At 67.1% G+C, this 14834-nt stretch carries 12 protein-coding genes; 4 read left to right on the top strand and 8 right to left on the bottom strand.

Features of this window, described 5'->3' with window-relative positions; translation table 11 throughout:
* Window positions 1-148 precede the first annotated feature (148 nt).
* Window positions 149-700, top strand: coding sequence for a hypothetical protein (locus OEJ37_RS25280; protein ID WP_034181621.1), 552 nt, complete (start codon window positions 149-151; stop codon window positions 698-700).
* A 652-nt stretch (window positions 701-1352) separates the two neighbouring features.
* Here the strand turns inward: OEJ37_RS25280 and OEJ37_RS25275 are convergent.
* The 5 genes from OEJ37_RS25275 to OEJ37_RS25255 all read right to left on the bottom strand — a co-directional run bounded on the left by OEJ37_RS25275 (window position 1353) and on the right by OEJ37_RS25255 (window position 7086).
* Complete coding sequence (locus OEJ37_RS25275) at window positions 1353-3710, bottom strand: GNAT family N-acetyltransferase (RefSeq protein WP_175943015.1); 2358 nt, start codon at window positions 3708-3710, stop codon at window positions 1353-1355.
* A 572-nt stretch (window positions 3711-4282) separates the two neighbouring features.
* Window positions 4283-4588 carry an H-NS family nucleoid-associated regulatory protein gene (locus OEJ37_RS25270; RefSeq protein WP_175917144.1) on the bottom strand — a complete coding sequence of 102 codons (306 nt, stop codon included), beginning with the start codon at window positions 4586-4588 and terminating at the stop codon, window positions 4283-4285.
* 103 nt (window positions 4589-4691) lie between these two features.
* Window positions 4692-4964 (bottom strand): hypothetical protein, encoded by a 273-nt coding sequence (locus tag OEJ37_RS25265; protein WP_174421695.1) that lies wholly within the window; start codon window positions 4962-4964, stop codon window positions 4692-4694.
* Between the two features lie 61 nt (window positions 4965-5025).
* A complete protein-coding gene (locus OEJ37_RS25260; RefSeq protein WP_174421694.1) occupies window positions 5026-5553 on the bottom strand; it encodes a BON domain-containing protein in 528 nt (175 codons plus the stop codon).
* 54 nt (window positions 5554-5607) lie between these two features.
* Window positions 5608-7086, bottom strand: coding sequence for a sigma-54 interaction domain-containing protein (locus tag OEJ37_RS25255; protein ID WP_174421693.1), 1479 nt, complete (start codon window positions 7084-7086; stop codon window positions 5608-5610).
* 317 nt (window positions 7087-7403) lie between these two features.
* Between OEJ37_RS25255 and OEJ37_RS25250 the strand changes: the two genes are divergently transcribed.
* Window positions 7404-8807 carry a GntP family permease gene (locus OEJ37_RS25250; RefSeq protein WP_152857593.1) on the top strand — a complete coding sequence of 468 codons (1404 nt, stop codon included), beginning with the start codon at window positions 7404-7406 and terminating at the stop codon, window positions 8805-8807.
* Between the two features lie 395 nt (window positions 8808-9202).
* The gene (locus OEJ37_RS25245; RefSeq protein ID WP_111020388.1) at window positions 9203-9454 is read left to right on the top strand and encodes a DUF4148 domain-containing protein; all 252 of its coding nucleotides are present in this window, start codon (window positions 9203-9205) and stop codon (window positions 9452-9454) included.
* A gap of 39 nt (window positions 9455-9493) precedes the next feature.
* On the opposite strand, the gene OEJ37_RS25240 is transcribed toward OEJ37_RS25245, so the two are convergent.
* From OEJ37_RS25240 to OEJ37_RS25230, 3 genes are all read right to left on the bottom strand, one after another.
* Window positions 9494-11089: a thioredoxin family protein gene (locus tag OEJ37_RS25240; protein WP_263346660.1), complete on the bottom strand. Its 1596-nt coding sequence runs from the start codon at window positions 11087-11089 to the stop codon at window positions 9494-9496.
* A gap of 284 nt (window positions 11090-11373) precedes the next feature.
* Window positions 11374-11874 (bottom strand): GNAT family N-acetyltransferase, encoded by a 501-nt coding sequence (locus OEJ37_RS25235; RefSeq protein ID WP_174421690.1) that lies wholly within the window; start codon window positions 11872-11874, stop codon window positions 11374-11376.
* A 379-nt stretch (window positions 11875-12253) separates the two neighbouring features.
* Window positions 12254-12409 (bottom strand): hypothetical protein, encoded by a 156-nt coding sequence (locus OEJ37_RS25230; protein ID WP_175917147.1) that lies wholly within the window; start codon window positions 12407-12409, stop codon window positions 12254-12256.
* Window positions 12410-12463: 54 nt separating this feature from the next.
* On the opposite strand from OEJ37_RS25230, the gene OEJ37_RS25225 reads away from it, so the two are divergent.
* Window positions 12464-14827 (top strand): phosphocholine-specific phospholipase C, encoded by a 2364-nt coding sequence (locus OEJ37_RS25225; RefSeq protein WP_263346655.1) that lies wholly within the window; start codon window positions 12464-12466, stop codon window positions 14825-14827.
* Window positions 14828-14834 lie beyond the last annotated feature (7 nt).

Below are 14834 nucleotides of genomic sequence, written 5' to 3'. Positions count from 1 at the left end.
GGGTACGGCGCACCTGCGCCGGCCCGGCCGCGCGCGACACCGGCGCAGCGCGCGATGTGCGGTGCCATATCGTGCGCTCACGGCGCTACGCTAGAATAGCGGCCCTCTCAAAAACTACGGCGGCCGGTTGTCGCGGCCGTCGTGTCCGATGGATGTCATGGCCAAACTTCTGAACGATCAAGAATTCCAGCGTTTCTCCGAACTTCAGCAGAAGCAGGCAAGCTTCACGATCACGCCCGAGGAGGCGGACGAGCTGCGCGATATCGTCGCGCGCGCGCAGAAGAAGCGCGACGATCGTGCCGCCGCGATGCAAGCGATCGAGAACTACATCGAGCAGTTCGACATCACGCCCGACGAGCTCTTCTCGCCCGAGCAGATCGGCGACGCGGCCCGCACCTACGGGCTCATCACGGCAACCAAGAAGGAACGCACGCTGCCGCCGTCGATCACGTTCAACGGCAAGCCGTACCAGTGGACCAAGACGCTTCCGGACGACGTGCGCGGCGCGCTGTTCGAGGCATTCACGTCCGGCGAGTCGGTCAAGCGCTTCATCGCGATGCCGAAGGACACCGCGCGTTGCGCGCTGACGATCGCCCGCCTCGAGCGCGAAACCGGCGCCGTCTATGCCGATCCGCACCTCGAGGAACTCGCGATTTCGCGCGACCAGGTGAACGACGCGGCGTCGAAACTCGCTGCCTGAATGTGATCGCGGGCACGGTTCATGCGTGCCCGCACCCGCGTGCGACACCGGCATTGGCCGGCGCCGCACGCGCGAGAGCCGTGTGCCCGCACGCTCCCGCAAAGTCTCACCTTGGTGTCCTGCAAGCGCTCACCAAACCCTCCCGAAAAAGCTCACCCAAGGCTCCTGGAGACCCTCACCGAAGTCTCCCGAATGTCCTCACCGACATCTCCCGCAGACCCTCACCAACGCGTCCCGGAAAGGCTCACCAGCGCCTCCCGCAGGTGCTCACCGGCAGCTCCCGAGAAGGCTCACCGAACGCTCCCGTATCGGCTCACCGCGCTTCCCCGGAAAAGCTCACTCGCGGCTCCCGAAAAACCTCACCTTTGCGACGATTCCGAATCGGCGAAGCCGGAATGCGGTTGCGAATGCGCGCGAGCACATCGCGTGAAACGGCTGTGCGGAGCGGCTAGCGCGGCACGCAGCAAATGCTTCCGGACGCCATGCGTGCGTCGATATCGGCGTAGCGAACGGGCCCGATACGTTCGGACGTTTCGTACAACAGGCAGGCCCGAATACTTTGCACCCCTGAATGGGCGCATGCGCAATGCGGTGAAGGATTGGCGCCATCGACGGCATGCGATGGCGCCGCGCTTCACGCAGCCGACAGACGCTACGGCTGCAACTTCATCCTGAAACCCACGACGCCCGGCTCCTCCGTCGTCGACACCTCAAAACCGCACGACTTCGCGAGCGAGATCATCGCCGAGTTCTCGCGCAGCGCCTCGCCGATCATCCATGCGGTTCCGCGCGAGCGTGCGTAGTCGATGATGCGGTTCATCAGCAGCCGGCCAAGCCCCTTGCCCTTCTGATCGGGCCGCACCGCGATCGCGAACTCCGCCGTCTCGTTGTCGGGATCGGCGACCGCGCGCACGACCGCCAGCGTATGGTCGCGCCCCGACGCATCGGTGTACGACACGATGAGGGCCATCTCACGGTCGTAGTCGATCTGCGTCATGCGCGCCACCTGCGAATGATCGAAGCTGCGCACCGCGCCGAAAAAACGCATCCGCAGATCGTCCGGCGTCATTGCACCGAGCAGCTCGTTGTGCGCGACCTCGTCTTCCGGACGGATCGGACGGATCGTCACCGTCTCGCCGCGCCACTCCAGTGTCTGTTCGAGGTGGCGCGGATACGGCATGATCGCAAGCCGGCTGCGCCCCGCGGCCAGCGTGATGCGCGGCGCGATCACCTGCGCACGGTCGGACAACACGCGCAGCGTGACGGACATCGCGACGACTTCACGCACGTCGCAGACGACCTGCGACAGCGCCGTCAACGCGTCGAGCGTCGGCTCGACGGGCGTGCTGCGCGCATACGGTGAGCGCTCCATCACCGCGCGGGCGAGCACGGTGTTCAGCGGCGGCAGGCCGTAGACGACGAACGGCGCCGACACGCCGTCCGCAGGCGGCACGGCATAGCGAAACACCGGACCGAAGTTCGAATCGTCGTACATGTCGACGTTGACATCGACAATTTTCGCGCCGGCCGGCTCGCCCGCCTGCTCGCCTTGCAGGCCGAAATGGGACAGCCAGTGCAGCGCGGCCTCGCCGGCCAGTTCATGCTGGCCGGCTTCGACCATCCGGCGCGCGTCGGCCTGTGCGGATGCGACGCACTCGGCCGGCTGCAGCGGCGTGCCCTCGGGCGTCTGCATCAGCAGTTGCCGCCCGAGGTTGTAGTCGACGAGACGCGCATACGCGCGCGCGAGCCGCTGCGGTGTCGTGTGTACGGGAATGCCGTTCGCGTGCAGCGCATCGCGCGTCGCCGCGTCGACCGCGCCGAAGAAACATGCGAGGATGCCGCGATGCGCATACTGCCGCGATTCGATCAGCGTGCGCGCAACCGCATCGGCCGGCGCGCTGTGGGACGTCGAATGGACGACGAACAGCGTGCCCGTTTGCGGGAACGGCGCGAGCGCCTTGATCGCCGCGGCGAAGTGCTCGGGGCGCGCGTCGTCGCCCAGCGTCAGCGGATTGCCGGGCGCAGCCAGATGCGGCAGCGCGGCCGACACGGCCGAGGTTGCCGCAGGCGACCAGTCGACCAGCACGTCGCGCACCTCGGCGACCGCATCGACCGCCAGTTTCGCGACGCCCGCATCGCTCGTCACGAGCGTCGCCGCGCCGCGCGCCGTGACGCGACCGACGCCGAGCGTCTCGATCTCGTCGAGCAGATCGTCGAGCGCATCGACGCGCACCATGCCCGCGCGCTGGAACGCCGCCGTATAAAGCGCGTCGCCGGGATCGGCGCGCCCGGTGCGCAACGCGAGCACCGGCTTGTTGCGTGCGGCCGCGCGTGCGGCCGACATGAACTTGCGCGCGGCACGCACGGTATCGAGTTCGAGCAGGATCGCGCGCGTGCCGGGATCGCTCGCAAGATAATCCAGCACGTCGCCCGCATCGACGTCGGACTCGCTGCCGAGCGCGACGACATGAGAAAAGCCGAGGCCCCGCGCATCGGCCCAGCCGAGCACCGCGTTCGTCAGCGCATTCGATTGCGACACCCACGCGACGCCGCCCGAGCGCGCCGTATAGGCCGGTGCGCCGAAATGCGCATGCCGCGCGGGCGACAGCACGCCGAGGCTGCCGGGCCCGACGATACGGAGCACGAACGGCTTCGCCGCCTTCAGAGTGCGATCGAGCGCGGTGCGATCGGCATCCGTGCGCGCCTCACCGACGATCACCGCGACGCGCGTACCGAGTTCGCCGAGCTTGCGCACGATGCCGGCCCAGGTCGCGGGCGGCGTGCAGATCACGGCAACCGACGGCGGTGCGGGCAGCCGGTCGACGTCTGAGACGACCGCATGCCCGTCCAGCTCGCGATATTTCGGATTGACGGGCCACACGGGCCCGTCGAACGCGCCGTCGAGTACGCGCGACCACACCATCGCGCCGATACTGCCCGCGCGCGACGACGCGCCGACGACTGCAACGGACTTGGGCTGGAACAACGCATCGAGATGGCGAACGGTCACATCGGCTCCCTGCGGTAACGAAAGACGACCCGAGCGGCATACGGCACGGACAGGCCGCGCGCCGCTCGACGCGAACCCCAAGCATAGGCGAAGCGCACGCGGCTGCCTATATGCCGAACGGCCGACTACCCGACGAACGTCAACGCTCGCACCATGGGCCTGCAACACAAGCGCGACGCGACATCGCCGCATGCCGCAAGCAACACGGCGCGACGCTGCCGCTTCCTCAAAGGTGAGGATTTACAGGAGCCATGGTGAGTATCTTCGGGAATTGCACGGCACAACGCGCAAACACGCGAAAGGTGATGGAAATCGGCGGCATGCGTGCACCGCGAAAATGGCGATCGCCAATGCGCATGCACTGCGCAATTGCACGGTTGTTTACCGGAATTGGCCGCGATAGGCGGCCGAATCGCGGCGAATTCGCAAAGCGGGATCCGTTAATCGCGCGGCATTGCACTTCCATTCGTCGGCGGGAATCGCACGGCGACGGCACAAAAACAAAACGGTGCGACGGCCGCCTGGCCGTTCGCACCGTCAGTCGGCGCACGAAAGGTGAGGTTTTTCGGGAGTCAGTCCTTGATCACGAAACGTGCGCGATTCTTGCCGAGCCACGCCGGCGCGCGCCCGCGGCCACTCCAGGTTTCGCCCGTCTTCGGATTCAGGTACTTCGGCGGCAACGTGCGCTTCGGCTTCGGCTTCGAAGTAGCGGCGGCGGACCCTGCCGGACGAAAACCGAGTTCTTCCGGCGTAATGTCGTATTCGTCGATTTTCGCGCGGATATCGGCAATCGCGTCGGCAATCGCCTTTTCGCGTTCCTTGTCGATCTTTTGCTGAAGCCGTTCGAGCTGCGCAGTCAGTTGCCTGTAGGTCGCCATATGGATGGGACTCCATGAGTGTTATTCGTAAAAAATAGATGACTCCAAGCAAACAGAAAAGCGCTTCTCCCGATCGCGGTCTCCTCGGCCGGTCATTTCGGGATCAATAACCGCTTTTCTTCTTGCATGCGAAGAGAAGATTTCGCACGGCGCCATCAGTCGATTGCTGGATCACTTCGAAATCCCCGTTGCACATGGCCCGGGCATTGTCCGTGCAATTGCTCCAGCCGCTGCCGGTGCATTGCACCTGCGTGGTCGGACGCCCGTCCGAAGTGAACAGCGGCGCGCTGCCACCGCACCCGCCGAGCCCTGCAACAAGAGCCAACAATCCGGCCACCCGAGGCCACCGACAGACCGACGCAAGCATGTGTTTCATTATTCTTCCCGTCAACCATTTTTTGAATGTCGCGAGTATGCCATGCGCGGCCCTTCGGTCGTCAGTTCGGCGTGCGGCCCGGTTGCCCGCGCGCCTTGTACGGCAAGCTCCGGCGCGGATCGTCGGTGATGCGAACGAAAACCTGCTCGACGTCCGGAAGCGCCTCGAGTTCGCGTTGCAGCGCCTGGCGATCGAACGCCGTATTCGCGCATCCTTCGACATAGATGAAACGCCGCTGCACGGTGATCCACAGGCTCGTACCGTGCAGGCGATCGGAGCCCGCGAAGTGCGCTTTTGCGGCATCGGCGATCGGCGCGTCATACATATACGAATTCGGTTTCGTGCAGCGGTGCGCGAGCCAGCAGGTGGTGCCACGTTCGGCGCGGTAATGCGCATCGTCCGACATCTCGGCGCGGGTCATCCACGGGCCGAGCGGCAACGGGCATTCGGCCAGGTCCTGCGACAGCGCAACGAACGGATCGTTGTACCAGTTGCGCCGCGCCTCGGGCACGTCTGCGTCGCCGGACTGCGCGAGCGCGGAGGTCGCCAGCAACAGGGTCAGCCAACCTGCGATACCGATTCGCTTCATCGTGATCTCCTGTTCGATGCTTCAACTCGGGCAGCATCGGCGCCGCTGATCGGCCTACCGTTCGATGCCCAGCGCCACCAGCTTCTTGTACAGCGTCGCGCGGCCGATCCCGATGCGCGCGGCGGCTTCCACGACCTTGCCGTCACAGGCAGCCAGCGCGTCGATCAGGAACTGGCGCTCCCACGCCGCCAATGCATCGGCATACGAAGCGACCGGCGCACCGGATGCACCGGACGCGCCCCGCTCGACCGGCGCTGCGGAAACCCGCTGCGCCGGCGATGCGCCGTCCGTCGAAATGCGCACCGGCCCGAGGAACGGTGCGAGCGCACGTGCATCGATCACCGAACGGTCCGACAGCATCAGCGCACGTTCGAGCGTATTGCGCAACTCGCGCACGTTGCCCGGCCACGGGTACGCGCACAGCATCCGCAGCGCATCGTCGGTCAGCTCGCAATGCGCGGCGCGCCCGTGTTGGGCAGCCAGTTCCTCGAGCGTCGCATAGACGAGCGCCGCGATGTCGGACGCCCGCTCGCGCAGCGGCGGCGCGTGGATCGTCAGCACGTTGAGCCGGTAATAGAGATCCGCGCGAAAACGCCCGGCCTCCACGAGCGCCGGCAGGTCGGCCGACGTCGCGGCGATGATCCGGACGTCCGCGCGCACGATCCGGTTCGAGCCGACCGGCTCGAACTCCTTGTCCTGCAGCACGCGCAGCAGCTTGCCCTGCAACGGCAGCGGCATGTCGCCGATCTCGTCGAGAAACAGCGTGCCGCGATCGGCCAGCTCGAACTTGCCGACACGCCCCTTGCGGTCGGCTCCCGTGTACGCGCCGGGCGCCGCACCGAAAAATTCGGTTTCGAGCAGCGTGTCGGGAATCGCGGCGACGTTGACGGTCACGAGCGGCTGGAGCGCACGCGCCGAAGCCGCGTGGATCGCGTGCGCGAGCAGCTCCTTGCCGGTACCCGTCTCGCCGAGCAGCAGCACCGGCGAATCGACCTGCGCGGCGCGCCGCGCCTGGCGCTTGGTTTCGAGGCTCGCGGCACTCGTGCCGACGAAGCTCGCGAACGTGTATTTCGCGCGGCGCGCCTGTGCGAGCGAACGCTGCGTCGCGATCAGTTGCTGCTGAAGCTGCACGTAGCGGGAAAAGATCGGCGTGAGCGTCTTCAACTGGTCGAACAGCGCGAAGCCGATCGCGCCGACCGTCTCGCCGGCCTCGTTCTTCAGCGGCAGGCGCGTGACGACGAGCGGCTCGCGGCCCGTCTCCATGATGTCGAGCAGGATCGGCTGCCCGGTCGACACGACCTCGCGCATCAGGCTGTTCGGGATCACGGCCTCGCAGTCGAGGCCGACGGCCTGCTGCGGATCGGCGAAACCGAAGCGCGCCGCGTAACGCTCGTTCATCCACACGACGCGCGCGTCGCGATCGACGACCACCGTGCCCGCGCTCGAATCCTCGAAGGTCCGGAACAGCGACTCGGCGGCGCGCCGCAGCACGTCGCCGTAGTTGACGGGCAGGCGGGCCCAGTCGTTCATCATCGTGTCTTCGTCTCCGTGTATTTTCGACCGGATGTCTCCGGAACGAGACAGATTATCTCACTCTGGAGACATGCCACAATGCGTTGTCCGGGAAAGCCCTGCCCGACTTCACGGGCTGGCCGGATGGCCATATCGTCTCCGAATCGAGACGTTTTCTGTAGAATCGTCAGACATGGACCGGCGCGGCCCCGCCGGTCTCCGGCGGACCCATGTCCGGCGGCGCAATCCGGCCGATGGCACGAAACCTGCACGAACCTGAGCCGGTCCGCGGCGCGTCGCGCGATCGAACAACAACCAAAGCCATTAGGAGACTCCCCTTGTCTTTCGTGATCGTCCTCGCCGCGCTGGCGTTCCTGATGTATGCCGCATATCGCGGCTACAGCGTGATCCTGTTCGCGCCGATCGCCGCGCTCGGCGCGGTGCTCCTGACCGAACCCGCCGCCGTCGCACCGGTCTTCTCCGGCATCTTCATGGAGAAGATGGTCGGCTTCGTCAAACTGTATTTCCCGGTATTCATGCTCGGCGCGGTGTTCGGCAAGGTGATCGAACTGTCCGGGTTCTCCGAATCGATCGTCCACGCGGCGATCCGCTACATCGGCCGCTCGCGCGCGAATGCGGTGATCGTCGCGGTGTGCGCGCTGCTCACCTATGGCGGCGTGTCGCTGTTCGTCGTGGTGTTCGCGGTCTATCCGTTCGCGGCCGAACTCTATCGCCAGAGCAACATTCCGAAGCGGCTGATGCCCGGCGCGATCGCGCTCGGCGCGTTCTCGTTCACGATGGATTCGCTGCCCGGCACGCCGCAGATCCAGAACATCATCCCGACCACGTTCTTCAAGACGACCGCGTGGGCCGCACCGGCGCTCGGCACGATCGGCTCGCTGTTCATCGTCGTCGTCGGTCTCTCCTATCTGGAATGGCGCCGCCGCTCGGCGATGGCGAAGGGCGAAGGCTACGGCACGTCGCTCGTCAACGAGCCGGAGCGCGTCGAAGCGACGTCGCTGCCGCACCCGGCGCTCGCGATCCTGCCGCTGATCCTCGTCGGCGTGTCGAACTTCCTGTTCACGAAGCTGATCCCGCAGTGGTACGGCGCCGCGTCGTACACGGTCGCGCCGGATGTGCTGCCTGGCGTGCACACGCCGGTGACGACGTCGATCAAGACCGTCGTCGCGATCTGGTCGGTCGAGGCGGCGCTGCTGCTCGGCATCGTGCTGGTCGTGCTGACCGCGTTCAGCCGTGTCAGCGACCGCTTCGCGGCCGGCTCGAAAGCCGCCGTCGGCGGCGCACTGCTGGCCGCAATGAACACCGCGTCGGAATACGGCTTCGGCGGCGTGATCGCCGCACTGCCGGGCTTCCTGGTCGTCGGCGATGCGCTGAAGAGTATCCCGAACCCGCTCGTCAACGCGGCCGTGTCGGTCAGCTCGCTCGCCGGCATCACGGGCTCGGCGTCGGGCGGCATGAGCATCGCGCTCGCCGCGATGTCGGACCTGTTCATCAAGGGCGCGCAGGCAGCCAACATTCCGATGGACGTGCTGCACCGGGTCGTCGCGATGGCGAGCGGCGGCATGGACACGCTGCCGCACAACGGCGCGGTCATCACGCTGCTCGCAGTCACGGGCCTCACGCACCGCGAGTCGTATCGCGACATCTTCGCGGTCACCGTCATCAAGACGCTCGCGGTGTTCTTCGTGATCGCCGTGTTCTACATGACGGGGCTCGTGTAAGCGCCTGCATGAGGCGGCGTTTCGTACGCCGCCTCCCGGCCTGCCGCATCGACGTGCAGGCCTCTTCAAACCTCACCTGCCTGTCACGATCGGACCGCATGCGAACCGGAACGGATTCCGGAATTCACATCCGGTCCGATTTCAATTCCCCGCTCGCCGGAACCGGTCGGCTCCGCACCGCCGCGCGGCTCGCGTGTCGCGTCGCCCGTCACTCTTGTCAAGCCGACATCCAGCATCGCCCGCCACCGCCTGCCCATTGTTACCCGCAGCAAAACACTGCGTTGGGCGCGATCGCATTTTTCGCGCGCCCACCCCGGCCTACACTGGTTTCAACGTCGCCCGGCGCTTCGACGAACGAAGCGCGGCGAATCACCGGAATCCTGGAGGTCCCGACCATGAAGCGCCTGATCCAAGCCGTTGCCATTGCCCTGGCCGTATCGGCCCCGCTCGCCGCGCAAGCGCAGTCGAACCAGCCGCTGACGCGCGCGCAGGTCCACGCCGAAGTGAAGGCGCTCAAGCAGGCCGGTTTCCAGTCGAGCGACTGGTTCTATCCGGCCAGCATCGTTTCCGCCGAAGCGAAGATTGCCCGTCAGCACGACGCCGGATACGGCAGCGATCGCGGCGCGTCGTCGGAGTCGGGCCGGTAATCGACCGTCCGGCCCGCTCGACGATGTGCGCGTGCGTCGTTACGCCTTCACGGGCTGGATCAGCTTCGCGCACGCCGCTGCCTGCGGATCGCCCGCGGGCAGTTTCCCGCATACGCCGTCGAACTGCTTCACGAACGACCGGACCGACGCATCATGCGCGCCGCCGCTGCGCCAGCGGTTCAATTGCGTGACGACCTTCGTCAACGCGCGCAGGTTCGCGCCGTAGAACGCATCCCGGGTCTTGTCGGCCTGTGCGAGCACACTCGCGGCAATCCCTTCGATACGCGCCGAATCGTCCGGCGCCAGTTCGACCGCATTCGCAAAATAGGTCGCACCCCAGCGCAGCTTCGTCGCCGGCCCGCTCGCCGAGTCGTATGCTTTGCGATACCAGTCGAGCGCCGCGGCCTTGTCGCCGCGCGCCTTCGCATTCGCGGCCAGCCCCGACATGAAGTAATACGGCGTCGACGAACGCGGCAGCTCGGCCTTCAGCAATGCATCCGACTCGTCGTACAGCCCCGCGTCGGTCAGCGTGTCCGCGCCTTCGCTGACGAGCGCCTGCCGTTCATACGCATTCGCGGCGCCCTGCACCGACGCGGCAATCTGCTTGCGCGTGGTATCGGCCAACGCCGGCGCAGCGAGCGGCGCGCCCTTGCGCGCGTCACCGCGCGCAAGCAGCACGCGACCGTGCAGCGCCATCAGCCGGTCGATCGACGACAGCGTGGTGTCGGTCGACAGGCGCGCGAGCGCCGTGTCGTACGCGCCGCGCAATTTCGCGCGTTGCGCGTCGTCGCCGCCGAGATACGCGACCACGCGCGCGGGTGCCGCGACCAGCACGTCGGAATCGGCCCGCGCCAGCGCGGGATCGTGCAGCACCGCGCGCAGCGAATCGGCGAGCGCCGCCTTGTCGAGCGCGCCGGCCTGCGCCGGATCGTCCGACGCGGCGACCACCGCCGACTTCAGCGCGAAGCGCGCCGATTCGGCCTTCGCGCCGGCTGCCCGCGCGCGTTGCGCAAGCGACTGCAGCGTCTCGGCGACACGATCGGCCGGCACCGGCAGCGCGCCGTCGGTATCCCACGAATAGTCGGCCAGCAGGCGCCATTCGTCCGGCGTCAGCGATGCGCCGTTCTTCAGCGCCGTCGCGAGCGTCTGCCGCACCGGATGCGCGGCCGTCATCCCGAGCGACAGCGCCTGCATGTAGCGGTCGAGATCGGCCTCGCCCGGCAGCCGCGTCACTTCGGTGCCGTCGGGGCGGAACAGGATCATCGTCGGATAGCCGTGCACCTTGAAACGCTCGCCGAGCTTCTGCGCGCTTTCGGTATCGCCGTCGAGATAGACGGGCACGAAAAACGACGAGCGGGTCTTGAATGCCTGCTGGCTGAAGATCGTCGACTTCACCTGGTTGCACGACGGGCACCATACCGCGCCCCAGTAGAGCAGCAGCGGCTTGCCGGTGCGCTTTGCGAGCGCGAATGCAGCATCGACATCGCCGTGCTGCCACGCGATGCCGGGCGGCAGATGCGCGCCTTCGGGCGCCGCGCTCGCCACCGCGGTGCCCGAAGGTGCGGGAGTGGCAAACGCCGCACCCGCGGCGGCGAACAGGCAGGCGGCGGTCAGATTCCTGAGAGCGGTTTTCATCGAGGCAGGGTCCGTTGAAAGAGACGGTTGCGGGAAGATGTGTCGCGCGAAACGATGACCATGAAGCGACGTTCATGAAACGATGAAGCGCACCGACGTGCGGCGAGACGCATGCCGGAATGCGGCGGCGTATCGACGCGGAAAAACGGATGCCGGCCGAAGCGACCGGCAAATCGATCAACGATACGACCGGCGCAGCGTGCGGAAAACGAACGAATTCTCGAATGAATATGACGCGCGGCACCGTGGCCGCACGTTCCGTCACGCCAGCACCGATCGCCCGTTCACTCCCGGCCCTTGATCCGCGCCATGTGATACACGGCCTCATGCACGCCGTCGCGCAGCGCATAGCCCGGCGATTCGCCTTCGATCCGGAAACCGTGCTTCTCGTAGAGCGCGATCGCCGCGCGGTTGTCGGTGAACACGGTCAACTCGAGGCGCGTGATGTTCAGCCAGTTTTCCGCGAGATCGATCGCGGCCGCGAGCAGCCGGCGGCCGACGCCGCGCCCGTGACGGGCCGCATCGACCATCATGCCGAGCCCCGCCGCATGGCGCCGGCGCGGATTCGCCTCGAAATGCAGGCCGAGATGGCCGACCACCGCGCCGTCGATTTCGGCGACGAGGCTCACGCCGTGCTCGCGCGCGTTTTCGAGCCGCTTCTGCCATTTCTCGAGCGACGGAAACGGATACTGCAGCGTATTCATGTACACCGCGGGATGGGCGGCGATCTGCCGGATCGCGTCGACGTCGTGCGTCTCGCTGTGCCGGATCTTGATGTCGGTCATGGGTGGGCCGGTCCGAATAGTCGCGCCTGCGGCGCGGACTGCGCACATGCGCAGCACCGTTTCGAGCTTAGCCGATTTCACGCATTTGAAACATGGGTGTCGCGTCGTCGCGCGATGCCGTTGCATCCCCAACGACACACGATCACGCTGCCGGCCGCGATTCGGAAAAATCCGACCGATTCCGCATGCGGCGATCGGTAATTCCTTACCCTCTTCCGTCACACATCGCGCCCGAACGAATCGTTGCGTACACAACGTCACGCGCGCGACATGCGATGTCACTTCTTCATCACGTCGACGTCATGTCGGCTCCCTAGACTGGGCGCCGCCCAGCCCGGCATATGCCGGGCCCATGTGTGCCGACGTCCTGGCCCGCGCATCACGAGCGCGCGGCGCGCAGGATCGCGACGACGGCCGATGCATCCGCGCGACACCGCTCGACGCGACGCGTCGCGCGATGCGCGCAGCTTCGCCACGCGCGGCCGACGCACTCGAACGCACACGCATCGCGGATCGTCCCAAGGGGACGACGCACGGGCGCCTCCAGACGAAGTCACGAACGCTCCCACCATCACAGGATCCGAACGCCATGACGTCACGCCGCAAATTCCTTCAGCAGACCGCCACTTCCGGCCTCGCCGCCGCCGCGCTGTCCGCGTTTCCGCCGAGCATCCGCCGTGCGCTCGCCATTCCCGCGTTTCACGAAACGGGGACCATCAAGGACGTCAAGCACGTCGTGCTGCTGATGATGGAGAACCGCGCATTCGACAGCTACTTCGGCACGTTCAAGGGCGTGCGCGGCTACGGCGACCGCTTCGCGGTGCCGTCGCCGAACGGCCGCGACGTGTTCTACCAGACGTACACGAAGGCGACGCCAGCCGCGACCTGCACGCCGTATCACCTCGACGCGAGCCAGGGCAACGCGCAGCGCGCGGGCGGCACGCCGCACTCGTGGGCCGATGCGCAGGCCGCATGGGATCACGGCCGGATGAACCGCTGGCCCGATGCGAAGACGCCGCTGTCGATGGGCTATTACGACGCGGCGGAAGTGCCGTTCCAGCGCGCGCTCGCCGACGCGTTCACGCTGTGCGACCACTATCACTGCGGGATGCACACCGGCACGATCGCGAACCGCCTGTTCTACTGGAGCGGCACCAACGGCCCGAACGGCATCAGCCCGGCCGACGGCAGCCGCGTGAAGATCGCCGCGTTGAACAACCAGTTCAACGGCGGCAACGACATCGGCCCGTCGAGCCAGGGCTGGACCTGGACGACCTATGCCGACCGGCTGCAACAGGCCGGCGTGAACTGGAAGGTCTACCAGAGCCTGATCGACAACTTCGGCTGCAACGAGATGATGAGCTTCCGCCACTGGCGCGCGGCGATCGAGCAGATGCCGGCCGCGCGCCGGCCCGCGTACGTCGCGTCGACGGACATCACGCAGCCCGTGACGGCAGCCGGCGCGTTCTACGATCCGGCGATCGACGATCCGCTGAGCCCGCTCGCGAAAGGCTTCGGCAATACGATGCCGTACGGCTTTCTCGAAACGTTGCGCGACGACATCCGCAACGGCAAGCTGCCGGAAGTGTCGTGGATCATCCCGCCGTCCGCGTACAGCGAACACCCGGGACCGTCGAGCCCCGCGCAGGGCGGCTGGTACGTGCAGGCCGTGCTCGATGCGCTGACGGCGAACCCGGAGGTGTGGAGCAAGACGGTGCTGCTGGTCAACTTCGACGAGAACGACGGCTTCTTCGACCACATGCCGTCGCCGGCCGTGCCGTCGCGCAACGCCGACGGCACGCTCGCGGGCGGCCATACGCTGCGGGACGCCGACGTCGCCGTCGAATACCACGACTTCACGCCGGCCACGTCGAGCCAGCCGGCGGCGGACGGCCGCCCGTACGGCCCGGGCCCGCGCGTGCCGATGTGGGTCGTGTCGCCGTGGAGCCGCGGCGGCTGGGTCAACTCGCAGGTGTTCGACCATACGTCGACGCTGCTCTTCCTCGAAAAGCGCTTCGGCGTCGCGGAGCCGCAGATCAGCGGGTATCGCCGCGCGGTGTGCGGCGACCTGACGAGCGCGTTCAACTTCCGCTCGCCCAACAACGAACCGCTGCCGACGCTCGCGGGCCATACGACGAAAAGCCAGGTCGACGCGCTGAGCACCGCGCAGCAGGCCGCGCCGAAGATCGTGCCACCGGCCGCGCCGTCGCTGCCCGCGCAGGCCACCGGCGTGCGCCCGTCGCGCGCGCTGCCGTACGAGCTGCATGCGAGCGCGCGCACCGATGCCGGCACCGGCACGGTCACGCTGAAGTTCGCGAACACGGGCCGCGCCGCCGCCGTGTTTCACGTCTACGACAAGCTGCACCTCGAGCGCCTGCCGCGGCGCTACGTCGTCGAGCCGGGCAAGACGCTGCACGGCGACTGGGCCGCGCGCGCCGACAATGGCGGCAAATATGACCTGTGGGTGCTCGGCCCGAACGGCTATCACCGCCGCTTCACCGGCGACCTGAACCGCCTGGCCGGCGCCCACGCGCCTCGTCCGGAAGTGCGCGTCGGCTATGCGGGCGCGAGCGGCAACCTCCACCTGCGGCTGCGCAACGACGGCGGCGGCACGGTGCGCTTCACGGTGAAGTCGAACCAGGTCTACGGGCCGCTGCCCGGCCGCGGCGCGAACGACGATCGCGGTCATGGCCACGGCAACGGCAACGAGGAAGGTAACAACCAGGGTCACTATTACGGCAATGGCAACGGCACGGGCACCACGTGGACCGTCACGGTGCGCGCCGGCGACCAGTCCGAGCTGCACTGGAAGCTCGACTCGACCGGCCACTGGTACGACTTCATCGTCACCGCCGACAGCGACGCGAGCTTTTCGCGCCGCGTGGCCGGCCGCGTCGAAACGGGCCGCCACTCGGTCAGCGACCCGGCGATGGGGCTGGCCGACCGCTTCTGACGCCGCC

Source organism: Burkholderia sp. BKH01 (assembly GCF_025685725.1).
Lineage (GTDB): Bacteria > Pseudomonadota > Gammaproteobacteria > Burkholderiales > Burkholderiaceae > Burkholderia > Burkholderia pyrrocinia_C.
This window is presented reverse-complemented; position numbering and strand designations above follow the sequence as displayed.